Origin of the sequence: Nocardioides sp. (genome assembly GCF_041913365.1) — a bacterium.
Taxonomy (GTDB): domain Bacteria; phylum Actinomycetota; class Actinomycetes; order Propionibacteriales; family Nocardioidaceae; genus Nocardioides.
This window is the reverse complement of record NZ_JAYSFM010000006.1, coordinates 146,083-168,928: the sequence shown is the minus strand read 5'-3', so window position 1 is coordinate 168,928 and position 22,846 is coordinate 146,083. Positions and strand designations below refer to the sequence as shown.

The following is a 22,846-nucleotide window of genomic DNA, read 5'->3' as shown; positions in this document are numbered from 1 at the left end:
ACTTCCTCCCCGTCCGGTCAGGTGAGCGGGCACTTCCTCCCCGTCCGGACGCGTGACAACGCCCCCTGCCTCGGCGGAGGAAGGGGGCGTTGTCAGCGTGACCGGGACGAAGTGCCCGGTCGACACTCAGGACCGGGAGGAAGTGCCCGGTCGGTGATCAGGCGTTCTTGATGGCCGAGACGTCGAACTCCAGCTTGATCTTCTCGGAGACGAGGACGCCGCCGGTCTCGAGTGCGGCGTTCCAGGTGAGGCCCCAGTCCTTGCGGTTGATGGTGGTCTCGCCCTCGAAGCCGACGCGGGTGTTGCCGAACGGGTCGACGGCGGAGCCGGTCTGCTCGAACTCGATGGTGACGGGCTTGGTGACGTCCTTGATGGTCAGGTCGCCGGTGATGGTCCAGTCGTTGCCGTCGCGCTTCACGTCGGTGGAGGTGAAGGTGATCGCGGGGTAGGTCTCTGCGTCGAAGAAGTCGCCGGACTTGAGGTGGCCGTCGCGGTCCGCGCTGCCGGTCTCGACGGAGGTGACGTCGATGCTGAGCTCCACCTTGGAGCTGGCCGGGGTGGCCTCGTCGATGGTGGCGGTGCCGCTGAAGGCGCCGAACTGGCCGCGGACCTTGGTGACCATCGCGTGGCGGGCCACGAAGCCGAGGCGGCTGTGGCTGACGTCGAGGGCGTAGTCGCCGGAGATGTCGTCGATGGCGGTGGTGGGGGCGTCGAAACCGGTGGTCATGGGAGAGCTCCTGGGTGGTGGTTGGTAGAACTTTCAACCACCCTAACGAGGAGCTGCCTCGGTTCATTCCCGGGCGACGGAAGTTTTCGCCTACCGCCCGACATGCAGCGAGCCGCGCCCCCGGCGGGGACGCGGCTCGGGACCTGGGATCTGCGCTCAGGCTGCCTTGGTGTGGGCAGCTCCGGCGATCGACCAGCGTGCCTCCATGCGGGTGCGACCCGACGCATCCGTGACGGCCACCCAGGTGCAGACCGGCGCACCAGTCATCGTCTGCTTGCTCATGTGACACCTCCCGTTCACTTTCTGTTCACCAAAGATAGCACGTCCCCACCTGCGCACCATCTTTCGCTGAAGATCGTGACGGATCCCCCACTCGGCACCCTGAGCACCGCCGTACGACGCTCGCTCCCTCCCCTTGTGGCGGGTGTGATGACGGTGTCGAGGGAGTGAGTCAGGCTTCGCGTGACGATCTGCCCGATTTCGGGCAGGAACTTGTCAATCGACCTCTGCGGATCGCAGGATCATCCGGTGCCCGACCCCGCGCTCGTCTCCCACGTCGTCGCCACCACGTCGCTGACGCCCGGTGAGGCGGCCCGGGTGATCGAGGACGTGATCGCCTTCCACGCACAACCGGTGGAGGAGTACGTCCGGGCGCGGCACGCCAGCCTCAAGACGTACGGCGCGAAGAACCCCGAGATCTTCGCGCGCATCGCCGAGGAGCTGCGCGAGCGCGTCGTGGCACCACCGGAGCTGTCTGAGAGACAGCTGCGCCGGATCATCTACGGATAGGAGACATCCACCCATGTGCGGAATCGTCGGCTACATCGGCCGCCAGGACGCCGCTCCGGTCGTCCTCGAAGGACTGACCCGCCTCGAGCACCGCGGCTACGACTCGGCCGGCGTCGCCGTGATCGGCACGCGCGGGATCCGGGTCGCCAAGCAGGCCGGCCGGGTGCGTGACCTCGAGGAGTCGCTGCCCAAGCGCTTCGCCGGGTCGACCGGCATCGGCCACACCCGGTGGGCGACCCACGGTCCGGCGACGGACGTCAACGCCCACCCGCACACTGACGAGCTCGGCCGGGTGGCGGTCGTGCACAACGGCATCATCGACAACTCCGCCGCGCTGCGCGCCGAGCTGACCGAAGCGGGGATCACGCTGGCCAGCGACACCGACACCGAGGTGATCGCCCACCTGGTCGCGCGCAGCGACGCCGACACCCTCGAGGAGAAGGTGCGCGACGCGCTGCGCGCCGTCGTGGGGACGTACGGCCTGGCCGTGGTGCACGCGGACTTCCCGGACCGGATCGTCGCCGCGCGCAACGGCAGCCCCCTCGTCGTGGGGGTCGGTGACAAGGAGATGTACGTCGCCTCCGACCTCGCCGCGATCGTGCGCCACACCACGACGGTGGCGATGCTCGACGACGGGGAGATGGCCACGATCACCGCGGCCGGTTTCAGCACCATGCGCCACCACGACCTCGCGGCGACCGGCAAGACCGCCACCGAGGTCGACATCGACGCCGCGGCCTACGAGGCGGGCGACCACGCGTCGTACATGCGCAAGGAGATCCTCGAGCAGCCGACCACGGCCCAGGCGGTGCTGCGCGGCCGGCTCGACGAGCGCTTCGGCACCGCGCACCTCGGCGGCCTCGACATGGACGCCCGCGACCTGCGCGCCGTCCGGCGGGTGAAGATCCTGGGCTGCGGCTCGGCCTACTACGTCGGCCAGATGGGCGCCGGCCTGATCGAGGAGCTGGCCCGCATCCCCGCCGACGCCGAGGCCGCGAGCGAGTTCCGCTACCGCGACCCGGTCATCGAGCCCGACACGCTCTACGTCGCGGTCAGCCAGTCCGGCGAGACCATCGACACGCTGCTCGCCGTGCAGGAGGTACGCCGCAAGGGCGGGCGCTGCGTCGGCCTGATCAACGTCGTCGGCTCGGCCATCGCGCGCGAGTGCGACGGCGGCATCTACCTCCACGCCGGCCCCGAGGTCGCCGTGGCGAGCACGAAGGCACTGACCAACATGTTCCTCGGCTTCGCGCTGCTCGCGCTGCAGCTGGGCCGGGTGCGCGACCTGTCGATCGCCGACGGCAAGCGCCTGGTCGCCGGCCTCGAGAAGCTCCCCGGCCAGATCGAGGAGATCCTCGCCGGCGAGGAGGAGATGGTCGAGGTCGCGAAGTCCCTGGCCGAGGCGCGGAGCCTGTTCTTCATCGGCCGGGTGCGCGGCTTCCCGGTGGCGCGCGAGGGCGCGCAGAAGTTCAAGGAGATCAGCTACCGCCACGCCGAGGCCTACCAGACCTCCGAGCTCAAGCACGGCCCGCTCGCGCTGATCGACCCCGAGGTGCCGACCGTCGCGCTCGTGCCGCACGACGAGCTCACCGAGCGCAACGTCGGCGCGCTCCACGAGATCGATGCCCGCCAGGGCCCGCTCGTGGTCGTCACCCACGAGGAGGTCGACCTCGGCGAGGTCGCCGCCCGCACGATCGTCGTCCCCCGCAACGAGCCGGAGCTCGACCCGATCCTGCTCACCATCCCGCTCCAGCTGCTCGCCTACCACGCTGCTCTCCACCTCGGCCACGACATCGACAAGCCCCGCAACCTCGCGAAGTCGGTCACGGTCGAGTGACTGTGTTGTCTGGCGCTCGCTCCGCTCGCGCGTGCTCGGCGCCCTTGGAGACGTCGTCTTCCCTCGTCGCTCCCGAGCTGTCTCGCTGCGCTCGTCGCGCTCGCTCGCTCCTCAGTCCAGACGACGTCGGGCGCCGAGCGCGTGGGCTGGGGAGGCAGGGGCGATCCGGGCGGCGTGCGCCGGGGTAGTTCGGGACGTACTGGTAGGTCGTGGGTGTGCTTGACCTACCAGTACGTCCCTAACTAGGTCAGGCGAAGGCGCGGCTCACGAACGAGCGGGTTACGAGCGCCGCGACACGCGCCGAAGCGAAGCGGAGGCGCACATGTAAATGGACCGGGCGCCCCTTGCTGCATGGGGTCAGCAAGGGGCGCGCCGTGGAGAACCTTCCCACCTGCCCCGCGTCCTGTCCGGGGTTCGCCGGAAGTGCCGGCGGATTTTGCTGTCGGCTACGTCACTGGTCCGTCGGACGGGCCGAGACCGTCCCGGCGACGAGCTCGAGCGCGCGCCGCGCGAGGGGTTCGGCGACCTCACGGTCGGCCGGCACCAGGCCCACTCTCGTACGCCGGTCGAGCAGGTCGTCGACGTCGTAAGCGCCCTCGTGGGTGACTGCGAAGACGAGCTCGGCGAGGGTCACCGGCACGTCCTCGGAGACGGGGGCGAGCAGCTCGTCGTCACGCAGCCCGGTGACCTCGCGGGCGGTGGTGAGGACGAGGTCGGCGTCAGTGCCGAAGCGGCGTACGAGCCGGGTGGGGGCGGTGCTGCGGCGCAGGTCCTCCCGCGGTGCGGCGCCCAGGAGGGGGAGCGTCGCGGTCCGGCAGGGCAGCGCCAGGAGGCCGGTCGTGGCGACGACGGCGTCGAGGGCGTCCTCGGCCATCCGGCGGTAGGTCGTGAGCTTGCCGCCGACGACGGTGGTCACCCCGGTGCGCGAGGTGAGGATGGCGTGGCGGCGGGAGAGGTCGGAGGACTCGTCGGTGCCGGCCACCTCCAGGAGGGGGCGCAGCCCGGCGAAGGCGCCCACCACGTCGTCGCGGGTGGGGGGCGTGGTGAACGCCGTGGCCACGACCTCGAGGAGGAAGTCGACCTCGGCGTCGCTCGGGGTCGGCACGTCAGGGACCGGGCCGGTCACCGGCTCGTCGGTGAGGCCGACGTAGATCGTGCCGTCGGGCTGCGGCAGCACCATCGCGAAGCGCGCCCGGGACCCGGGGATCGGCACCATCACCGCGACCCGCGTCTCCGGGAGCGCGGAGCCACGCAGCACCAGGTGCGTGCCGCGGCTGGGGCGGAGCCGGACCTGGTCGTCGAGGTCGCCGGCCCAGACGCCGGTCGCGTTGACCACCGCCCCGGTGCGGACCGCGTGGACCTCGCCGGTGAGCCCGTCGCGGAGCTCGACGGCGGTGCCGGTCGCCGAGGTGGCGCGGGCGCGGGTGCGGACGTGGGCGCCGTACGACGCCGCGGTGCGGGCCACGGTCGTGACGAGCCGGGCGTCGTCCTCCAGCTGCCCGTCCCAGGCGAGGTAGCCGCCGCGCAGCGTCTCCGCGCGCAGGGCGGGGGCGAGGTTGAGTGCCTCGGTGGCGTTGAGCCGCCGGGGGCGGGGGAGCGTGCGCGCCGAGGTGCGGGCGGTGCGGCGCAGCACGTCGCCGCCGTGCAGCCCGGCCCAGGTCAGTGCCGTGCGGCTGCGGGGCATCGCGTCGTTGACGGGGGTGAGCATCGGCAGTGGGCGGACCAGGTGCGGGGCGGTGACGTCCATCAGGATGCCCCGCTCGACGGCGCTCTCGTGGGCGATGGCGAACTGGCCCTGGGCGAGGTAGCGGAGGCCGCCGTGCACGAGCTTGGAGGACCAGCGCGAGGTGCCGAACGCCAGGTCGTGCGCGTCGACGGCGAGGACGGAGAGGCCGCGCGTGGCCGCGTCGAGGGCGACGCCGGCGCCGGTGATGCCGAGGCCCACGACCACCACGTCGACCTCGGTGGGGATGCCGACGAGGCCGGGAGTGATGCGCTGCTCGTTGCCCGTCATCACGGCTCCAGCGTCCGGGCGACGAGCCGGACGTACTCGGCGTCGAGGTCCTCGAGGGAGACGTCGGCGTCGACCATCGTCAGGGCCGAGAAGACGAAGCCGTGGCCGGCGAGCGTCAGGGCTCGGGCCATGAGGGTGGGGTCGCCGGGGCGGATGGCGCCCGAGGCCTGGCCGCTCTCGATCTCGGAGGCGAGGATCTCGATCAGCGCCTCCTGCGACCGGCCGCGCCGCGACAGGAGGTAGGGCAGCATCAGGTCGGGGTCGAGCTCGACGATGCGGACGAACAGCGCGTTGTCGCGCAGCGCGCGGACCGTGCTGAGTGCGGCCGCTGCGATGCCCGCCGGCGTCGTGGTGTCGAGGGCGGCGACGCGGGTGGCGGCGGCGATGCCGACCCACTCGCGGGTCATCAGGTCGCCGAGCAGCGAGCCCATGTCGGGCCACGCGCGGTAGATCGTCATCCGGGAGACCGAGGCGCGCTTCGCGACTTCCGTGAGCGTCGTACGTCGCCAGCCGACGTCGAGGATGCAGTCCCGCGCGGCGTCGAGGTAGCCGTCGAGCCGCGCATCCGGGATGTGACGAAGTGACGACATATGTCACACTGTAACGCATGAGCCCAGCCGAGCCCACCGTCGAGATGCACCCGCAGCGCTGGGGCGACCCCGCTGCCGCCGCCGAGCTGCCCGAGTCCGCGCGCGGCCTGGTCGAGCTGGCCTTCGGCCTGCAGGACCGCCCCGCCGTGACCGGCGCGGTCCCACCCGCGTCGGCGCTGGACGAGGCGCTGCTCGACGCGCTGCGCGAGACGCTCGGTGCCGAGCACGTGCTCACCGACGACGCCACTCGCACCCTGCGGACCCGCGGCAAGTCGACGCCCGACCTGTTGCGCGCCCGGGCCGGCGACCTCGCCGACGCCCCCGACGCGGTGGTCCGGCCGATGGGGCACGCGGAGGTCGTTGCCGTGCTGGCGTGGGCGAGCGAGCACCGGGTGGCGGTCGTCCCGTTCGGCGGCGGGACGTGCGTGACCGGCGGGCTGGCCGCGCGTCGTGAGGGCTTCGCTGGCCTCGTCAGCCTCGACCTGGTGCGGATGAAGCGGCTGCTCGCCGTCGACGAGGTCTCGATGACCGCGACCCTCGAGCCCGGCCTCCGCGGCCCCGAGGCCGAGGCGCTGCTCGCCGAGCACGGGCTGGTGCTCGGCCACTACCCGCAGTCGTACCTGCACGCCTCGATCGGCGGCTTCGCGGCGACGCGCTCCAGCGGTCAGTCCAGCGCCGGCTACGGCCGCTTCGACGCGATGGTGGTCGGGCTGACCGCGGCCACCCCGACCGGCTCCCTCGACCTCGGCTCCTCGCCGGCCAACGCCGCCGGCCCCGACCTGCGCCAACTGCTGCTGGGCTCGGAGGGCGCCTTCGGCGTCATCACGTCCGTGACGGTGCGGGTGCGTCGCCTCCCCGAGGTGACGACGTACGAGGGGTGGCGCTGGCCGTCCTTCGACGCCGGCTCCGACGCGATGCGCACCCTCGCGCAGGCCGGCGTGCTGCCGACCGTGATCCGCCTCTCGGACGAGTCCGAGACCGCGATCAACCTCGCCGACCCGTCGTCCATAGGCGGTGCCGAGGACCCGGGCTGCCTGATGATCACCGGCTACGAGGGCACCGTGTCGCAGGTCTCCGCCCGGCAGGCCGCGGTCACTGCCGTCCTGTCCGACCTCGGCGGTACGGCGCTCGGCACGGAGCCGGGGGAGAAGTGGGTGCACGGCCGGTTCGGTGCGCCCTATCTCCGCGACTCCCTCCTCGACCACGGGGTGCTCGTCGAGACGCTCGAGACCGCGACCTTCTGGTCGAACCGGGAGCGGTTGTACGCCGAGGTGAAGGCCGCGCTCCAGTCGACCCTGGGCGAGGGCACGCTCGTGCTCTGCCACGTCTCGCACGTCTACGAGACCGGCTGCTCGCTGTACTTCACCGTCGCCGCCCGCCAGGCCGAGGACCCGATCGCGCAGTGGCAGGTCGCCAAGGCCGCCGCCAGCGACGCGATGATCGCCGCCGGCGCGACCATCACCCACCACCACGCCGTCGGCACCGACCACACGCCGTGGTTCGCCCAGGAGATCGGCGACGTCGGGGTGCGCATCCTCCGCGCGGTCAAGGCCGAGCTCGACCCGGCAGGGATCCTCAACCCGGGCGTCCTCATCCCCTGACACCCCGCCGCCCGCCGCCGTCGGGGTAGTTAGGGACGTTTTGGTAGGAGGGAGCGGCCTCGGACCTACCAGTTCGTCCCTAACTACCCCGAGAGGTCAGGCGCGGAAGGACCAGACGAGGAGGTCGGTGTCCTCGGTCGCCCGGACCGCCTGGCCTCCCTCGTCGGTGATCCGGAGCGCGTCGCCGGCGGCGAGGGCGGTGTCCCCGACCGTGACCGCGCCGGTGGCGGCGAAGACGTGCTGGCGGGGGTCGTCCGGCAGGTCGACCGAGTCACCGACGCCAAGGCGGGCGAGGAGCAGGCGCGCGCCGGAGGTGCCGATCGGGAGCCCGGAGCCGCCGGCGACCTCGACGAGCCCGGAGGACGACGGCGGCGCCTCGCCCAGGACGTACGACGGTGACGCGCCGGGCGCGGAGGGCGCCAGCCACGCCTGGACGAAGCGGCAGCGGCCGGAGCCGGCGTCGGCGACCTCGCTGTGCCGGATGCCGGTCCCGGCGGAGAGGACCTGCGCCCGGCCGGCCTCGACGACGTGCGACGCGCCGGTCGAGTCGGTGTGGACCAGGGCGCCCTCGAGCACCCAGGTGACGATCTCCAGCTCGGAGTGCGGGTGGTCCGCATAGCCCGCGGCGGGCTCCAGCAGGTCGTCGTTGTGGCAGACCAGCGGGCCGAACCCGAGGTTCGCCGGGTCGTAGTGGGGTCCGAAGGAGAAGGAGTGCCTGGTCAAGCGCCCCTTGACGGCCTCCTGCGACCTCGTGGATCCGGCGTACAGAGCCCTCGACATGCCGATATCTTCGCGGATGTGCCTCCCCCGCATCAGTTCCCCATGCTCCCGCCCGGTTTCCGGTTCGGCACGAGCACGGCCAGCTACCAGATCGAGGGTGCGGCGCACGAGGACGGCAAGGGCCCGAGCATCTGGGACACGTTCACCGCCGAGCCCGGGCGCATCGCCGACGGCAGCACCGGCGACGTCGCCTGCGACCACTACCACCGGTACGCCGAGGACGTCGCGCTGATGAAGGAGCTGGGGACCGGCGGCTACCGGTTCTCCATCAGCTGGCCGCGGATCCAGCCGACCGGCGCCGGCCCGGCCAACGAGAAGGGCCTGGCGTTCTACGACCGGCTCATCGACACGCTGCTCGACAACGGCCAGCAGCCGATGGTCACGCTCTACCACTGGGACCTGCCCCAGGCGCTGGAGGACGACGGCGGCTGGCTGAACCGCGCGACCGTCGACCGCTTCGCCGAGTACGCCGCCATCGTGGGCGAGCGGTTCGCCGACCGCGTCGAGCACTGGATCCCCGTCAACGAGCCCAACGTCGCCGCGATCCAGGGTTACGGCATGGGCATCCACGCGCCCGGGCGGGCGATGCTCTTCGACTGCCTGCCGGCCGCCCACCACCTGCTCCTCGCGCACGGCCGTGCGGCGATCGAGCTGCGCCGCGCCGGCGCGACCTCCATCGGCTGCGCCAACAACCACGCGCCCATCTGGCCGGCGAGCGACGACGACGCCGACGTCGGGATGAGCAAGATCTTCGACGCCCTGTGGAACGGCACGTTCCTCGAGCCGATGCTCCTCGGCCGCTACCCGGTCGACCTGATGCCGCTCTTCGAGGACGTGATGGCCGAGGGTGACCTGGCGACCATCCGTCAGCCGCTCGACTTCTACGGCGTGAACTACTACAACCCGATGAAGATCGCGGCCGCCGACGAGGACTCCGAGATCCCCTTCGACCTCCGCGAGGTCGTCGGCTACCCGACCACGGACTTCGGCTGGCCGATCGTGCCCGACGCGCTGCGCGAGTGGCTGGTCATGTTCCGCGCCCGCTTCCGCGCCGCGCTGCCGCCGATCATGATCACCGAGTCCGGGTGCGCCTACAACGTCGGCCCGGACGAGCACGGCGTCGTCGACGACCAGGCCCGGATCGACTACTTGCGCTCCCACCTCAACGCGGTCTCCGAGGCGATCACCCGCGGCGTCGACGTCCGCGGCTACTACACGTGGTCCCTGATGGACAACTTCGAGTGGGCCGAGGGCTACACCCAGCGCTTCGGCCTCGTGCACGTCGACTACGAGACGTTGGAGCGCACCCGCAAGAAGTCCTTCCACTGGTACGCCGACCTCATCGCCGCGCAGCCCCAGCACCTCTAGTCGGACGCCGGTCCGGGGTCGATAGGCTCGCGACATGACCAACCGCCGCGTCGTCTTCGTCGTGGGCTCGGGCCGCAGCGGCACGAGCACCATGGCCGGCACGCTGCGCACGCTCGGCCTCCACGTGCCGCAGCCCGAGGTGGTCGCCGACGCGACCAACCCCAAGGGCTTCGGCGAGCCGCGGTGGGTCGTCGACCTCCACGCCGAGCTGCTGCAGCGCAGCAACGTGCAGGTCTCCGACGCCCGCCCGCGCGCGTGGCTCGACACCGGGACCACCAGCGGCGACCACGCCACGCGTGCGCGGGTCGCGACCTGGCTCGAAGAGCAGCTCGGCGTGGCCGACGAGCTCGTCATCAAGGACCCGCGGGCCGCCTGGTTCCTCGGCCTGTGGCGCGCCGCGGCCGACCGCTGCGACGCGTCGTCGTCGTACGTCACCATGCTCCGGCCGGTGACCGAGGTGGTCGGCTCCAAGCAGACCTACTACGGCCGGATGGGCGCCGGGTCCGACCAGGGCGCCATCACCCGCACCGCGGCATGGGTCAACATGATGCTGCACACCGAGCGGGCGACCCGCGGCCAGCAGCGGGCGTTCGTCCGCTACGGCGACCTCCTCGACGACTGGACGCAGCCGGTCTTCGCGCTCGGGGAGGCGTTCGACCTGGCCGGGGTGAAGACCGCGATGGCCGTCGACATCGCCGAGGTGCACCGCTTCATCGACCCCTCGCTGCGCCGGGTCACCATGACGTGGGACGACATCGGCGTGCCGGCGAGGCTGCGCGAGCTCGCCGACGAGACGTGGCAGGCGCTGGACGCCCTCGCCACCGACGACGCGGCGACGCACCACGAGACCTGCGACCAGCTGCGCGCCGCCTACGCCGAGCAGTACGCCGAGGCCGAGGCGTTCGCCCACTCGACCACCGTCGCCCAGCGGCGTACGGCGGCCGCCGAGGCGCGGCGCGAGGCGTCCGAGCAGGCCTCCGGCCGGAGCGGCGCCGACCGCGTGCCCCACGCCGTGCGGGCGATGGTCCCGCCGGCCGCCCGCCAGAAGCTGCGCAAGGCGATGGGCCGCGAGCGGGGCCAAGGAGCCTGATGCCCGACATCGCCTCGCTGGAGCGCGAGCCCGGCTACGACGTGACGTGGCCGTGGAGCTCGGGCGAGCCCCTCGTGCCCGGCCTGACGTGCGTCTTCCGGGTCCGCAACGAGGCCCGCAACCTGCCGTGGGTCCTGCCGCCGGTCTTCTCCGCGGTGCAGCACGTCCTGCTGGTCGACAACGGCTCCGACGACGGCACCGCCGAGGTCGCGCGGAAGGTCGCCGAGGAGTGCGGGGCGGCCGACCGGCTGACGGTCCTGGACTACCCCCACCAGGTGGCCCGCGCCGGCGGCGAGCACCTCGCCACCCCGGCGACGAGCGTCCACTCGCTGACCCACTTCTACAACTGGTGCTTCTCGCACGTGCGCACGACGTACTCGATGAAGTGGGACGGCGACATGGTGCTCACGCCCGAGGGCGCCGGCATCCTGCGCGACCTGTCGTGGCAGCTCCAGTCGACCCGGGCGATCGTGGCGATGCCGCGCCACCCGCTGACCGTCGTCGACGAGTCGACCGGCTGGCTCGACCTCTCGCTGCGCTTCCTCGAGCCGTGGATCTACCCGATGGGCCCGGAGTTCACCTTCGTGAAGGCCTTCGACTGGGAGCTGCGCGAGTTCCCGCCCGGCGTCGAGCGGATCGTGCTCCAGCAGGGGCTGGTGCTCGAGGTGAAGTGGCTCGACGCCGACGAGTACGCCCACTGGCGCCGCGACGGCGTCGACTTCACCAACACCCGGCTCTACCGCAAGCTGCGCGAGTTCGAGGTCGACGAGGCGATCCGCAACGGCGACCCCGAGGCGCTCGGCGGCCTGGTGAAGGTGACCGCGCCCGCGGGCGTGCACATCATCGACTTCGTCAGCCGCGACTGGCTCTGGCGCCAGCCGCGTCCGCTGGTCAAGCACTCGCTGCCAGCGTCCCTCAAGGAGCGCGTCCGCCCGTGACCCATCCTCTCCACGACCTCCGCATGCCCGGCCCCACGCTGGTCCTGGTCGACGACTCCGACAGCCTGGCGCTCGAGGCGCTGCACGGCATCGAGGACGTGCCCGGGCTGAAGCCGCAGGTCGTCACGCTGTCGTCGCTCGACGGTCCGCTGAAGGGCTGGGGCTCGGTCCTCGTCGTCGCCGCCGACCGGGCGCGGCTGCGGCGGATGGCCAGCGCCGTGCCGCTCCTCGGGCAGGCCAAGGTGATCGCCTGCTGGCTGACCGACGCGCCCACCCCGTGGGTCCTCGTGCCCCGCCCCGAGTGGCCGCGGCTGGTCCACCTCGCGGCCCGCGAGGCCGGCGACCGGGGCGTCCTGACGGTCGCCCGCTTCGCCTCCGGCGCCCGCGCCCAGCTCGTCGTGATGGAGATGGCGCGCCAGGCCGCCGGCCCCGGCGACACCACCCACGGGGGTGTCGTGGTCGCGTACGCCGCCCGGCCGGCGGCTCCCGGCCTCGACGCCCGGTCCGTCCTGCTGCCCGACGTGGCCGGTGCCGGCGACCCGGAGCGCGACGTTCCTCCCGACGTCGTGGTTGCACGCCGTGGAGCCCCGAGCCAGCAGAGCGTGGCCGAGCACCACGTCATCGACCGCGCCCCCACCGTCGTCACCGACCCCGGCCCCGAGCCCGTCGACGAGCGGGTCTTCAACCCGACCGGTTTCCGCAAGGACTGGGACCACGGCGTCGTCGAGCTGTCCCGGATCACCAACGGTCCGGTGACCGAGGACGTCGTCGCCGCGGCCCGCGCCTTCCAGGCAGTCCGGCTGCTGGCCGACACCCGCACCGCCGACCTGCTCGCGCTGGCGATCTCCGGCGTGCCGCTGGTGACGCAGGGCGTGCTCGACGTGGCTCCGCCCCTGGCGGAAGCGCTCGACACGCCCGCCGACCTCGACGACCCGGTGCGCCGCGAGGAGCACAGCCTCGCCGTCCGCCGGGCCGCCTTCGACCACCACTCCACGCTGGCCTGGCGGTCCGCGCTGGCCTCGCGCGCCGGCGTACGCCATGTCGGGCTGCCGCCGGTCAGCGCCCTGCTCTCCACCAAGCGACCGGAGATGCTCGACTTCGCGCTGCGCCAGCTCGCCCGCCAGCGGGGCGCCGACGTCGAGCTCGTGCTGGCCGCACATGGCTGGGAGCCCGACCGGGACGCCGTACGCCGGGCGCTCGGCGACCGCCCGCACCAGGTCCTGTCCTTCGACGAGTCGACCTTCTTCGGCGACGTGCTGACCGCCGCGTCGCGCGCGGCGTCCAGCGAGGTGCTGCTCAAGGTCGACGACGACGACTGGTACTCACCCGACGCCGTGCACGACCTCCTGATGGCCCGCCGCTTCTCCGGCGCCGACGTGGTCGGGATGCCCTCGGAGTTCGTCTACCTCCAGCGCGACGACGTCACCGTGCGGCGCAACCACCCCTCCGAGATCTTCGCCCGATTCGTCGCCGGCGGCACGCTGCTGATGGACCGCGGCCTGCTGCGCTCCCTGGGCGACTTCCGCCGGGTGCGGAAGTTCGTCGACGCGCAGCTGCTCGCCGGGGTCGAGGCCGCCGGCGGCCGGATCTACCGCACGCACGGGCTCGGCTACGTCCTCCGCCGCACCGGCGAGGGCCACACCTGGGTGCGGGACGACGAGGAGTTCCGCCGGCCTGACATCGTGGAAGCCGAGTGGAGCGGCTTCCAGCCGAGCCTGGCGCTGGAGGTCGACGACGTCGACCGACCGGACGGGGGTGCGCGCTAGATGGCACGGCAGACAGTGGTGCGCCACAACGACTGGGGCGTCCTCACCACGCCGGCCCTCGGCGCGTGGGAGCCGACGCTCGCGGTGACCGTCGTGGTCCCGACGTTCAACTACCAGCAGAAGCTCCCCTACGTCCTCGCCGGCCTCGCCGCGCAGTCCTACCCCGCGCACCTGCTCGAGGTGCTCGTCGTCGACGACCAGAGCTCGCCCACCCAGGAGCTGCCGGAGGTCCGGCCCGACAACACCCGGCTGATCCGCGTCGAGGAGGGCTGGGGCCGGGCCAACGCCTGCCACCTCGGTGCACTCGCCGCCGAGGGCGACGTGCTGCACTGGTACGACGCCGACATGCTGGCCCACCGCGAGGAGGTCGAGGCGCACGCGCGCTGGCACCACCTCATCGACTACGCCGTGCCCGGTGGCGACAAGCTCTTCGTCGACCCGACGTCCCTCTTCGACCTCGACCCGGCCGACGTGCGCGACCGGATCGCCGCGGGCGGCGCCGCCGACCTCTTCCCCGGCGAGGAGCACGAGCCGCACCAGTGGGTCGTCGACTACTGGGACAAGACCGACGACCTGCGCACCGCCGGTCCACGGGCGCAGCGCTTCCACATCGGCATGACCGGCTCCGTCACCAGGGCGCTCTACCTCGACTCCGACGGCTTCGACCGGACGCTGCGCCTCGGCGAGGACATGCACCTCGGCCACTCGCTCGCCCAGGCCGGCGGCGTCTTCGTCGTCGACCGCGAGGCGCGCAGCTGGCACCTCGGCCGCTCGCAGGTGCTGCGCCGCGCCGAGCAGGTCAACCGCTTCAACGACCCCTACCTCGCCGACCTCGTGCCGACGATGCGGCCCAAGCGCAACAAGCGCGGCCGCGCCTACCAGGTCCCCTATCTCGAGGTCGTCGTCCCGGCCGGCTCCGCTGACGACACCATCCGGGTCGTCGACTCGCTGCTCGACGGCGACGTGCCCGACCTGCGGGTCACGGTCGTGGGGCCGTGGAGCTCGGTGCACGAGGACCGCGTCCAGCCCGTCGAGGACCCGGTGCTGGAGACCCGGCTGGTGCACCGCTCCTACCTCCACGAGCCGCGCGTGCGCCTGCTCGAGACGGCGCCTGCCACCTCCGACGCGGAGTTCGTGCTCACGCTGCCCGACGTCTCGCTCGCCCCGCTCCCGCCGGCCCTCGCGGCGATGCTCGGCGACCTCGAGCGCACCCACCACGGCGCCCGCGTGCTGACGTACGCCACCGGCGGCGCCGCCCGCCTCGAGCGCACCGCCGCCCTGGCCCGCGTCGCCCGCCTCGCCGCGCCCGGCGACGACCGCGAGGCGCTGATGGACGAGGCGTTCGGGGTCAAGACGTACGACGCCACCACGGTCGGCTGGGTGCCCACCCCCGAGCGGGAGATCGAGCGCTTCGTCCTCGGCGCCCGCCCAGCCGTCGACCCGGCGAAGTCGGAGGAACGCCTGATGAAGGCGCTCCACCAGGACGGCCCGCCGTCACCTCCGACCCCGGAGCCCGAGGAGAAGCGCGGCCTCTTCGGCCGCCGCCGCTAGCCCGGGCCAATCCCTTGATCGGTGGCCGGTGGTTCGTCGCGGTGCGCCCGGGAGTGCAGGAGGAGCGGCAAAGCCGGAGGAGCGAAGCGGGGGAGGGTGCGGGCGCGACGACGAACGAGCGGGTTACGAGCGCCGCGACATGCGCCGGAGCGAAGCGGAGGCGCCAAACAGCTCAGTCCCCGCCGAAGAGGTCGCGGGTGTAGACCTTGTCGGCCACGTCGCGGAGCTCCTCGACCATGCGGTTGGCGACGATGAGGTCGGCGCGCTGCTTGAACGAGCCGAGGTCGCGGGTGACCTCGGAGCCGAACCAGTGGTCCTCGGCGAGCTCGGGCTCGTAGACCAGGACCTCGATGCCCTTGCCCTTGAGCCGCTTCATGATCCCCTGCACGGAGGACTCGCGGAAGTTGTCCGAGCCGGCCTTCATGATCAGCCGGTGGATGCCCACGACCTCGGGCTCGCGGTCGATGATGTCGAAGGCGATGAAGTCCTTGCGGGTCGTGTTGGCCTCGACGATGGCGGAGATCAGCGTCTGCGGGACGTCGGAGTAGTTGGCGAGCAGCTGCTTGGTGTCCTTGGGCAGGCAGTAGCCGCCGTAGCCGAACGACGGGTTGTTGTAGTGGGTGCCGATCCGCGGGTCGAGCCCGACGCCGTCGATGATCGAGCGGGAGTCGAGCCCGCGGGAGAGGGCGAAGGAGTCGAGCTCGTTGAAGTACGCCACCCGCATCGCGAGGTAGGTGTTGGCGAAGAGCTTGATCGCCTCGGCCTCGGTGGGCGCGGTGAAGAGGACGGGTACGTCGTCGGCGTCCGCGCCCTTCACGAGCAGCTCGGCGAAGGCGCGGGCCCGGTCGGAGTCCTCGCCCACCACGATGCGCGCGGGGAACAGGTTGTCGTGCAGCGCCCGGCCCTCGCGGAGGAACTCGGGGGAGAAGATGACGTCGGCGGTGCCGAGGCGAGCGCGTACGTCCTCGATGTAGCCCACCGGGACGGTCGACTTCACGACCATCGTCGCGTGGGGGTTGATCCGCAGCACGTCGCGCATCACGGCCTCGATCGAGCCGGTGTCGAAGTAGTTGGTGACCGGGTCGTAGTTGGTCGGCGTCGCGATGATCACGAAGTCGGCGCCGGCGTGGGCCTCCTCGGCGTCCGTCGTGAAGGCGAGGTCGAGCTCCTCCTCGGCCAGGAAGCGGGAGATGTCGTCGTCGTGGATCGGGCTCTCGCCACGCTTGAGCCGCTCGATGCGGTCGACGTCGAGGTCCAGGCCCACGACCGTGTTGTGCCGCGCGAGCAGCACCGCCATCGAGAGGCCGACGTAGCCGAGGCCCGCCACAGAGATCCGAGTGGTCACGCGGTGATTGTGCCGTACGCCGCCGCTCAGGGCGTCATGCGACGTGGGCAACCATCGGCCCACCCCGCACGACGTCCGTGAAGCGAGTCAGGCGCGGTCGGTCGAGTCGCCGGTCACGACGACGTAGAAGCGCTTGCGCGTGCCGTCGCCGGTGACGCTGCCGTCGCTGTTGCGGGGGCTCACCACCAGGTGGTTGGTGTTGCCGGTGCCGGGGGGCGCGCAGTTGACGACGCCGGGCTGGCACATGGCAGCGGTGATCTCGCCGGAGAACTCCGGATTGGCGTCCGGCCCGGGCGCCCGGCCGTTGGTGATGGCGTCACCGTTCTGGTCGACGGTGTTCTGCAGGGCGACCACCGCGAGCACGCCGTTGTTGCTGAGGTTCTCGCCGGCGTTGATGTAGACGTTGCCGTTGGCCCGCAGGCCGGTCGTGTCCGTGCCCGCTGGGGCAAGGGTCGGGTAGGCCGCGGTCACGGTGAAGCCACCGGACTGGGCGACGATCGCGCCGGTCGCGTCGACGAGTGCCCACCGACCCACTCCTGCGGGTCCGGCCGGACCGGTCTTGCCGGTGGGGATCTGGCCGGCCTTGAAGTCGCGGGCGCGGAGCGAGCCGTCCTTGACCTGCTTGGCACCGATCGTGCCGGTCTTCACGTCCTTGCCCTGGATCGTCTTGCTCCTGATGTCCTGGGACTGGATCGAGTTGTCCTTGATGTCGCTGGAGCCGATCAGGCCTGCGGCGTACGACGTACCGGTGGACGCCACGACCAGCGCCATGACCGAGACGGCCATGGACGGGGACGGGCGGCGGAGAGCGGGGAGGCGCATGGGAGTGACCCTTCGTGGACGGGGCCGTCGGACGACGGCGTGCCTGTGCTTCGGAGCCACCCCCCGTTCTGGATGGAGCGACGACATCGAGGCGCGCGCTTGGCACCGCCCGGCAGGGTGGAGGCATGGGAATCGCCAAGAAGCTCGCAGCTGCAGGGATCGCCAAGAAGGTCTACGACGAGGCGCGCAAGCCGCACAACCAGGCCAGGATCAAGAACGCCGTGCGCAAGGTGCAGGAGCGTCGCAGCGGCGGCACGCGCCCCTGAGGCGGCCTCAGTCGGCGATCGGCGTGAGGACGGTCGGCAGCACCGCCGGCGTCCCGTAGGCCTCCAGGCGGCGCGGCGCCTCGGCGCCCGTGCAGGCCGTCGGGTCGAGGACCTGGATGCCGTCGAGCCACTCGCCCGTGGGTCCCTCGGTCATCGGGAGGGTGACCCGCACCCGCGACCCCTCGGGTCGCACCTCGGCGGTCAGCACGGCGTGGCCGTCGGCGATGTCCTGCACGAAGGTCGCGCGCACCGGGCCGCCGCCACCGCACGCGGCGTACGTCAGCCGCCACCCGGACAGCCGCCCAGCCAGGTCCGCGAGGGAGGCCACGGTCGTGTCGACCTCCGCGGCCGGCGCCTGGCGCCGGTTGATCCCGTCCTGCAGCCGCGGCACCGCGACGGTGACGCCGAGCTGCTGCATCGCCGGGTCGGCGTCGACCGCGTCGACGAAGTCCTCCGCGGCGTCGCTGTGCTGCCACTCCGCGGCACGGTCGTCGGTCACGCTGCCGAGGCTCTCGCCGGAGAGCGGCGGCGGCACGAAGGCGGGGGAGTCGCCGTCGAGGCAGGTGCCGTCGATGACGTCGGGCACCTGCCACGAGGAGTCGAGGTGGTGGCGGACAGCGACCTGGAGCGACGCCGTCGAGCCCTGGCCGTCGGGCGTCACGACCAGCTGGGCGAGGGCGTCCTCGTTGGGACTGACGAGCGCGATCTGGACCGTGTCCTGACAGGTGCTCGACGTGGTGGCCCAGCCGCTCGAGCGCGCGACCCGCAGCTCGGAGCGGGCCGCGGCCCGCACCCCCGTGGCGTACGACGTCTCGCGGCGGGCGACGCCCCGGTCGAGCATCCCGTCGCTGCCGAGCGAGGGGCCGGCGACCGTGGCCGCGGTCGGGGCGACCCACGGGTCGGACCACACGTGCACGGCGACGTCGAGGTCGCCCGCGTCGGAGACGAGCCGGGAGTCGCTGCTGCAGGCCGCGAGGACGGGAGTCAGCACCAGGGTCAGCGAGGTCAGGAGGAGCGGGAGACGGCGCACCATGGTCTGCTCCTGTCCCGAGTGGTCGAGCCGTCAACGTACAGCGGCGGCTCCTGCGGACGGTGGATCCGTCATCCCGGACCGACCTGATGACGTCGGGTCCGCATGACGGATCGGCCCACCTCAGGGGGTGGGGCGGACGTTGCGCCCCCGGCGAGGACTCCGGCGCGCCGGTCCCCGAGACCGACCCGGAGCGCGCTCAGTAGGTCGCCATGCGTCCCTCGCTCCGCACCCGACTGCCCGCCCAGGCGGCGACGGCGAGTGCGGCGAGGAGGTAGGCGTTGCCGACGAGGTGCTCGGGCACGCTCCAGCCGAGTTCGCGTCCCTCGCCCCAGGGCGGCCACAGGATCGGCCGCGCGGCGAACACCGCGGCCCACGCCGCCGCCAGCCACCGGCTCCGCTCCCGCAGTACGAGCGCGACCGGCACCGCCCACACCCAGTGGTGCGACCACGACACCGGCGAGGCGAGCAGCATCGCCAGCGACGCCAGGCACGTCGCGAGCGCCGGGTCCCCGGCGCGCCACACGACCGCCGCCCCGACCAGCACGGCGACGGCGAGGGCGCCGGCGACGACCAGCCACAGCGTGGTCGGGGGCTCGTGGCCGAGGGCACGCGTGAGCGCGCCGAACAGCGACTGGTTGTGGGCCAGGGCCGGTGGGCCGACGCGGCTCGGGTCGAGGAGCCGGTCGGTCCAGTACGTCGCCGCGCCCGGCACCGCGGCCAGCCCGATCACGACGGTGGCCGCGAACGCCAGTGCCGCGCGAGCGGTGGCCCGGCGGCGGCCGACGAGCAGGAGCAGCACGACGAACACGAGCGGCGTCAGCTTGATCCCGGCCACCACGCCCACCGCGATCCCCGACAACCGCCCGGGCGGCCGGAGCAGGTCGGCCAGCACGACCAGCATGAGGAGCAGGTTGACCTGACCGAACGCGAGGTTCTGCCACACCGGCTCGAGGGCCACCGCCGCGACGGAGAGCGAGACGACGAGCCGGGCCGACGTCGTACGTCCGAGCGCGTGCCGCACGACGACGACCGAGCCGCCGAGGGCCGCCGCGGAGCCGGCGGTCCACAGCCCCGCAGCGAGCCAGGGTGGAAGGGGAGCCAGCGGCACCATCAGCACCGCCGCGAAGGGTGGGTAGGTGAACGGCAGCCCGGTGGCCGGGTCGTCGCTCGCGTAGGGCGAGCGGCCCGCGAGGACGGAGTCGCCGCCGTGCCGGTAGGCGAGCAGGTCCACGAGGTCGTGGCCGAGTGCGACGGCGAGCACACCGGCGGCCCCGCCCGCGAGCGCGAGCACGCAGAAGGCCGGCCACCGCGGAGGCTTCACCTCCGCAGGGTATTCGGGACCTAGGTCCTGCGCAGTCCGGACCTTCCGCCGCTCATCCGGGGCGGGCGGGTCGCCGATGGTGTGAGCATGACCCTTCCGCTCGCCGCGCTCGTCCCCGCCCTCCCCACCCACGAACGCTGGTTCGTCGAGTCGCAGCAGGCGGGCGACTGGTCCTTCTTCCTCTCGCCGCTGCCGCTGGTGCTCACTGCCGGGGTCGTCGTGGTCACGGTCGTGTGGCGCCTCGTCGCGCTGCGCGTCGACCGGCCCGAGCTGCCGTTCCTCGCGCCGCTCGGCCGGCTCGTGCCGTGGATCCCGCGGCTCCTCGGCATCCACCTCGGCGTCGCCCTGCTCGCGCTCGCGGCGACCGGTGCCTTCATCACGCCGTCCAACGACCACCTCGAGGGGGTCGGCGGCGGCGCGCTCCTGCTCGTCGAGGCGGCCCTCGGCATCTGGCTGGTCACCGGCATCAACCTGCGACCCGCCGCTGCGCTCGTGCTCGGCCTCGGCCCGGCGCTCGCCCTGGTCGCCGGCCCCACGGCGCTCGGCGAGTGCGCGAACCTCGCCGCCGTCGCGGCCTTCCTCGTCGTCGTACCTCCGGGGGCGGACGCCAACGGCGCCGCCCACCCGCCGCGTGCGCAGCTCCGCTGGGCCCTGCTGTGGCTGCGCCTCGGCGTCGGTGTGGCGCTGATCGTCCTGGCCTTCTCGGAGAAGCTGACGAACCCCGGCATGGCGATCGACACCCTCGAGCACTACCCGGCGCTCGACGTCTTCGCGCTCGTCGGGATCCACGTCTCGCCGGAGACCTTCGTGGCCATCGCCGGCGCGACCGAGCTGCTCTTCGGGCTGCTGGTCATCTCCGGCGCCTTCCCGCAGGTCGCCGTGCTCGTCGCGATGGTGCCGTTCAACGCCACCCTGCTCCTCTTCGGCCAGACCGAGATGGTCGGCCACCTGCCGGTGTACGGCGTCTTCCTCGCGCTGCTGGCCTACGGCTCGTCGGCCGCCACGGCATCCGACGTGCGCTGGCTGCCGAGGCCCGCCCACCGCAAGGTCGTGGTGCCTGCCGCGGCCTAGCCGGCAACTGTCCCGACGGGTGGGACGGGCGCGTGGACGTGGCTGCCCGGGAAGCGTCGGCGACCGTCGACGCCCACCCTCATGGGAGGTGAGCCGAACCGGAAGCAACCGATGTCGGGTCGGGCACCGGGTGGCGGGTCGCCGTCGATCTCCCGCAGCGTCGCGTCCGGCAGCGGGACGCCGGCCTGCCGCGCGGGGCTGCCGGGCCCGAGGCGGAAGTCGTCGACGGGCCTGGGCACCGGCAACCAGCGGCGCAGGCGCGGGTCGTCGTCCCGGCCGTGCGCCTCGAACCCGGGGGGATGTGCGGCTCGGCTGTCGTCGAAGTACGTGCTGGCGCGCATCGAGTCGAGGTCGGCGAACGACCCGCCCCCTCCACCGTTCGGGCGGATCTGGAGGAGGGTGCCCGAGGTCCGGTCGCGGCCGAAGTAGCAGTTGCCGTCGAGCTCCGCGTCGTCACCGACCCGCGGCAGCCAGGCCAGCGGCCGATCCGCCGAGCCGCCGTCGTCGATCCCGACGAAGATGTTGTTGAACGCGCGCCTGGTCGTGCTGCCGTCCCGCGACCTGAACAGGTTGTGGACCGCGCCCTGCGCCTGCACGACCAGCACGGTGTTGTGGAAGATGAAGAGAGCCGGATCGGGGGCGTTGCTCTTGAGCAGGTTGCCGAACCGCATGACCGGCAGCTCGGCCGGGTCGACGAGCGCCGGGTCGGGGACCGGTCGGCGACCCGCCGTCGGGCTGCGCAGGTCGACGAGGTTGCGGTGCACGAACACGCTCCCGATCGCTGAGCCGCCTGCGACGCTGACGACCATCAGGCACTTCTGGAAGACGTTGCGCGAGATGCGCAGGTTGGTCGCGACATCACCGACGAAGAGGGCGTCGTCGTTGATGTTGCGGACCCAGTTGCGCGAGAACACGACGTCGGGGCCGTTGAGCTGCAGGTCGTGCGCGTTGGTGAACTCGCACGAGTCGAAGGTGGTGGCGCCACTGGTGCGGTGGCAGTAGACGAGCGTCTTGACCGTCTTCTCGCCCAGCCCGTTCTCGACGCCGCTGCCGCGGATCGTGTAGCCGTCCTTGCGGTCGCTGCGGAAGTACCACGGTGGCATGCCGCCGTCGAACGTGCAGTTGGTGATCCGGGTGCGCACGCAGTTCTGACCGACTTCCAGGGCGTACGGACCTGCCTGGACGGTCACGTGGTCGAGCGTCACGTCGGAGCAGCCGGTGAGGAGGACGGTGCGACCGCCACCGCAGCGCACTGTCAGGTTCTCCACGGTCACCGTGCTGGACCCCTTGACCTGGAAGGTCCGGTTCGACGCGGTCCAGACTGCGAGGTCGGCCTCTCGCGGGTCGATCTCGCCCGTGTAGTCGGTGACGCCGTCCACGTGGTGGTTCGTGTGCGAGAGCCGGACGTGCACGATCCCGTCAGGGGTCTGGTGCAACCCGGGACCGAGGTAGACCCACGGGCGACGCTCCCGGGGCTGACCGGCCTTGACGACGATCTCCGGCCCGTCGGGACCATCGTCGAGCGGCACCGGCCCGAACTTCTGGTTCTCGGCCCGGAGGTCGTCGAGGTGGTCGTACGTGATCAGGCGGACGTAGCCGCGCGGGCCCAGGATCGCTCCGAAGCGCGTGCCCTCGGGGTGCGCCGCGCGGGACACGAACTCCTCCGAGTCGCCGACCCGCGCCCACGCGGCCGCCGGCCCTTCGGCGAAGGTGGGGATGCTGCCGTCGATGACGGCCTGCTCCCCGGGAATCGACTGGATGAGGATGTCGCGCTTGTCCTCGATGACCACCTGCTCGCGGTAGACGCCCGAGCCGATCGACAGGGTGTCGCCGGCCTCGAGCCGTGCCACGGCGTGGACGATGTCGCGGAACGCGTCGTCCTCGCTCGTCCCGCTGTTGGTGTTGTCGCCGGCGGCGGTGACGAAGTAATGCGTCAT

General features: G+C 72.4%; 20 protein-coding genes. 10 read left to right on the top strand and 10 right to left on the bottom strand.

The window, feature by feature from the left end; genetic code table 11:
* Positions 1-157: 157 nt before the first annotated feature.
* Both ACE3QY_RS15545 and ACE3QY_RS15540 read right to left on the bottom strand, forming a co-directional pair.
* The gene (locus tag ACE3QY_RS15545) at positions 158-727 is read right to left on the bottom strand and encodes a YceI family protein (RefSeq protein ID WP_374456942.1); all 570 of its coding nucleotides are present in this window, start codon (positions 725-727) and stop codon (positions 158-160) included.
* 156 nt (positions 728-883) lie between these two features.
* A complete protein-coding gene (locus ACE3QY_RS15540) occupies positions 884-1,009 on the bottom strand; it encodes a hypothetical protein (RefSeq protein WP_374456941.1) in 126 nt (41 codons plus the stop codon).
* A gap of 246 nt (positions 1,010-1,255) precedes the next feature.
* Between ACE3QY_RS15540 and ACE3QY_RS15535 the strand changes: the two genes are divergently transcribed.
* Together ACE3QY_RS15535 and glmS are read left to right on the top strand one after the other, a co-directional pair.
* Complete coding sequence (locus ACE3QY_RS15535; protein WP_374456940.1) at positions 1,256-1,516, top strand: hypothetical protein; 261 nt, start codon at positions 1,256-1,258, stop codon at positions 1,514-1,516.
* Between the two features lie 13 nt (positions 1,517-1,529).
* Positions 1,530-3,353, top strand: coding sequence for a glutamine--fructose-6-phosphate transaminase (isomerizing) (glmS, locus tag ACE3QY_RS15530; protein WP_374456939.1), 1,824 nt, complete (start codon positions 1,530-1,532; stop codon positions 3,351-3,353).
* A gap of 451 nt (positions 3,354-3,804) precedes the next feature.
* On the opposite strand, the gene ACE3QY_RS15525 is transcribed toward glmS, so the two are convergent.
* Both ACE3QY_RS15525 and ACE3QY_RS15520 read right to left on the bottom strand, forming a co-directional pair.
* Positions 3,805-5,367, bottom strand: a complete 1,563-nt coding sequence (locus ACE3QY_RS15525) for an FAD-dependent oxidoreductase (protein WP_374456986.1) — start codon at positions 5,365-5,367, stop codon at positions 3,805-3,807.
* Positions 5,367-5,957, bottom strand: a complete 591-nt coding sequence (locus ACE3QY_RS15520; RefSeq protein ID WP_374456938.1) for a TetR/AcrR family transcriptional regulator — start codon at positions 5,955-5,957, stop codon at positions 5,367-5,369. The genes ACE3QY_RS15525 and ACE3QY_RS15520 overlap by 1 nt, the downstream gene beginning before the upstream one ends.
* Before the next feature lie 17 nt (positions 5,958-5,974).
* Between ACE3QY_RS15520 and ACE3QY_RS15515 the strand changes: the two genes are divergently transcribed.
* The gene (locus tag ACE3QY_RS15515; protein ID WP_374456937.1) at positions 5,975-7,558 is read left to right on the top strand and encodes an FAD-binding oxidoreductase; all 1,584 of its coding nucleotides are present in this window, start codon (positions 5,975-5,977) and stop codon (positions 7,556-7,558) included.
* Positions 7,559-7,654: 96 nt separating this feature from the next.
* Here the strand turns inward: ACE3QY_RS15515 and ACE3QY_RS15510 are convergent, their stop codons facing one another.
* Positions 7,655-8,338 carry a pirin family protein gene (locus tag ACE3QY_RS15510; RefSeq protein ID WP_374456936.1) on the bottom strand — a complete coding sequence of 228 codons (684 nt, stop codon included), beginning with the start codon at positions 8,336-8,338 and terminating at the stop codon, positions 7,655-7,657.
* 42 nt (positions 8,339-8,380) lie between these two features.
* On the opposite strand from ACE3QY_RS15510, the gene ACE3QY_RS15505 reads away from it, so the two are divergent.
* From ACE3QY_RS15505 to ACE3QY_RS15485, 5 genes are read left to right on the top strand one after another with little or no spacing between them, the layout of a single operon-like run.
* Complete coding sequence (locus ACE3QY_RS15505; RefSeq protein WP_374456935.1) at positions 8,381-9,706, top strand: GH1 family beta-glucosidase; 1,326 nt, start codon at positions 8,381-8,383, stop codon at positions 9,704-9,706.
* 34 nt (positions 9,707-9,740) lie between these two features.
* A complete protein-coding gene (locus ACE3QY_RS15500; protein ID WP_374456934.1) occupies positions 9,741-10,796 on the top strand; it encodes a sulfotransferase family protein in 1,056 nt (351 codons plus the stop codon).
* Positions 10,796-11,734, top strand: a complete 939-nt coding sequence (locus tag ACE3QY_RS15495) for a hypothetical protein (RefSeq protein WP_374456933.1) — start codon at positions 10,796-10,798, stop codon at positions 11,732-11,734. Before ACE3QY_RS15500 ends, ACE3QY_RS15495 begins: the two co-directional genes overlap by 1 nt.
* A complete protein-coding gene (locus tag ACE3QY_RS15490) occupies positions 11,731-13,500 on the top strand; it encodes a hypothetical protein (protein ID WP_374456932.1) in 1,770 nt (589 codons plus the stop codon). Before ACE3QY_RS15495 ends, ACE3QY_RS15490 begins: the two co-directional genes overlap by 4 nt.
* Positions 13,501-15,051 carry a glycosyltransferase family 2 protein gene (locus tag ACE3QY_RS15485; RefSeq protein ID WP_374456931.1) on the top strand — a complete coding sequence of 517 codons (1,551 nt, stop codon included), beginning with the start codon at positions 13,501-13,503 and terminating at the stop codon, positions 15,049-15,051.
* Between the two features lie 172 nt (positions 15,052-15,223).
* Here the strand turns inward: ACE3QY_RS15485 and ACE3QY_RS15480 are convergent, their stop codons facing one another.
* Both ACE3QY_RS15480 and ACE3QY_RS15475 read right to left on the bottom strand, forming a co-directional pair.
* Positions 15,224-16,348, bottom strand: a complete 1,125-nt coding sequence (locus ACE3QY_RS15480; protein WP_374456985.1) for a nucleotide sugar dehydrogenase — start codon at positions 16,346-16,348, stop codon at positions 15,224-15,226.
* Positions 16,349-16,483: 135 nt separating this feature from the next.
* Positions 16,484-17,218: a hypothetical protein gene (locus tag ACE3QY_RS15475; protein ID WP_374456930.1), complete on the bottom strand. Its 735-nt coding sequence runs from the start codon at positions 17,216-17,218 to the stop codon at positions 16,484-16,486.
* A 125-nt stretch (positions 17,219-17,343) separates the two neighbouring features.
* Here ACE3QY_RS15475 and ACE3QY_RS15470 point away from each other — a divergent pair, with 125 nt between their 5' ends.
* Positions 17,344-17,484 carry a hypothetical protein gene (locus ACE3QY_RS15470; protein WP_374456929.1) on the top strand — a complete coding sequence of 47 codons (141 nt, stop codon included), beginning with the start codon at positions 17,344-17,346 and terminating at the stop codon, positions 17,482-17,484.
* 7 nt (positions 17,485-17,491) lie between these two features.
* Here ACE3QY_RS15470 and ACE3QY_RS15465 read toward each other — a convergent pair whose 3' ends face one another.
* Together ACE3QY_RS15465 and ACE3QY_RS15460 are read right to left on the bottom strand one after the other, a co-directional pair.
* A complete protein-coding gene (locus tag ACE3QY_RS15465; RefSeq protein ID WP_374456928.1) occupies positions 17,492-18,517 on the bottom strand; it encodes a hypothetical protein in 1,026 nt (341 codons plus the stop codon).
* Between the two features lie 196 nt (positions 18,518-18,713).
* A complete protein-coding gene (locus ACE3QY_RS15460; protein ID WP_374456927.1) occupies positions 18,714-19,838 on the bottom strand; it encodes a glycosyltransferase 87 family protein in 1,125 nt (374 codons plus the stop codon).
* Positions 19,839-19,925: 87 nt separating this feature from the next.
* On the opposite strand from ACE3QY_RS15460, the gene ACE3QY_RS15455 reads away from it, so the two are divergent.
* A complete protein-coding gene (locus tag ACE3QY_RS15455; protein ID WP_374456926.1) occupies positions 19,926-20,909 on the top strand; it encodes a hypothetical protein in 984 nt (327 codons plus the stop codon).
* Here ACE3QY_RS15455 and ACE3QY_RS15450 read toward each other — a convergent pair.
* Positions 20,906-22,846 (bottom strand): right-handed parallel beta-helix repeat-containing protein, encoded by a 1,941-nt coding sequence (locus tag ACE3QY_RS15450; protein WP_374456925.1) that lies wholly within the window; start codon positions 22,844-22,846, stop codon positions 20,906-20,908. The genes ACE3QY_RS15455 and ACE3QY_RS15450 overlap by 4 nt on opposite strands.

Coding starts and splice junctions, on each gene's coding strand:
- ACE3QY_RS15545 (WP_374456942.1), bottom strand. CDS start 727: ATGACCACCGGTTTCGACGCCCCCACCACCGCCATCGACGACATCTCC.
- ACE3QY_RS15540 (WP_374456941.1), bottom strand. CDS start 1,009: ATGAGCAAGCAGACGATGACTGGTGCGCCGGTCTGCACCTGGGTGGCC.
- glmS (WP_374456939.1), top strand. CDS start 1,530: ATGTGCGGAATCGTCGGCTACATCGGCCGCCAGGACGCCGCTCCGGTC.
- ACE3QY_RS15525 (WP_374456986.1), bottom strand. CDS start 5,367: ATGACGGGCAACGAGCAGCGCATCACTCCCGGCCTCGTCGGCATCCCC.
- ACE3QY_RS15520 (WP_374456938.1), bottom strand. CDS start 5,957: ATGTCGTCACTTCGTCACATCCCGGATGCGCGGCTCGACGGCTACCTC.
- ACE3QY_RS15515 (WP_374456937.1), top strand. CDS start 5,975: ATGAGCCCAGCCGAGCCCACCGTCGAGATGCACCCGCAGCGCTGGGGC.
- ACE3QY_RS15510 (WP_374456936.1), bottom strand. CDS start 8,338: ATGTCGAGGGCTCTGTACGCCGGATCCACGAGGTCGCAGGAGGCCGTC.
- ACE3QY_RS15505 (WP_374456935.1), top strand. CDS start 8,381: ATGCTCCCGCCCGGTTTCCGGTTCGGCACGAGCACGGCCAGCTACCAG.
- ACE3QY_RS15500 (WP_374456934.1), top strand. CDS start 9,741: ATGACCAACCGCCGCGTCGTCTTCGTCGTGGGCTCGGGCCGCAGCGGC.
- ACE3QY_RS15495 (WP_374456933.1), top strand. CDS start 10,796: ATGCCCGACATCGCCTCGCTGGAGCGCGAGCCCGGCTACGACGTGACG.
- ACE3QY_RS15485 (WP_374456931.1), top strand. CDS start 13,501: ATGGCACGGCAGACAGTGGTGCGCCACAACGACTGGGGCGTCCTCACC.
- ACE3QY_RS15480 (WP_374456985.1), bottom strand. CDS start 16,348: ATGGCGGTGCTGCTCGCGCGGCACAACACGGTCGTGGGCCTGGACCTC.
- ACE3QY_RS15475 (WP_374456930.1), bottom strand. CDS start 17,218: ATGCGCCTCCCCGCTCTCCGCCGCCCGTCCCCGTCCATGGCCGTCTCG.
- ACE3QY_RS15470 (WP_374456929.1), top strand. CDS start 17,344: ATGGGAATCGCCAAGAAGCTCGCAGCTGCAGGGATCGCCAAGAAGGTC.
- ACE3QY_RS15465 (WP_374456928.1), bottom strand. CDS start 18,517: ATGGTGCGCCGTCTCCCGCTCCTCCTGACCTCGCTGACCCTGGTGCTG.
- ACE3QY_RS15455 (WP_374456926.1), top strand. CDS start 19,926: ATGACCCTTCCGCTCGCCGCGCTCGTCCCCGCCCTCCCCACCCACGAA.
- ACE3QY_RS15450 (WP_374456925.1), bottom strand. CDS start 22,846: ATGACGCATTACTTCGTCACCGCCGCCGGCGACAACACCAACAGCGGG.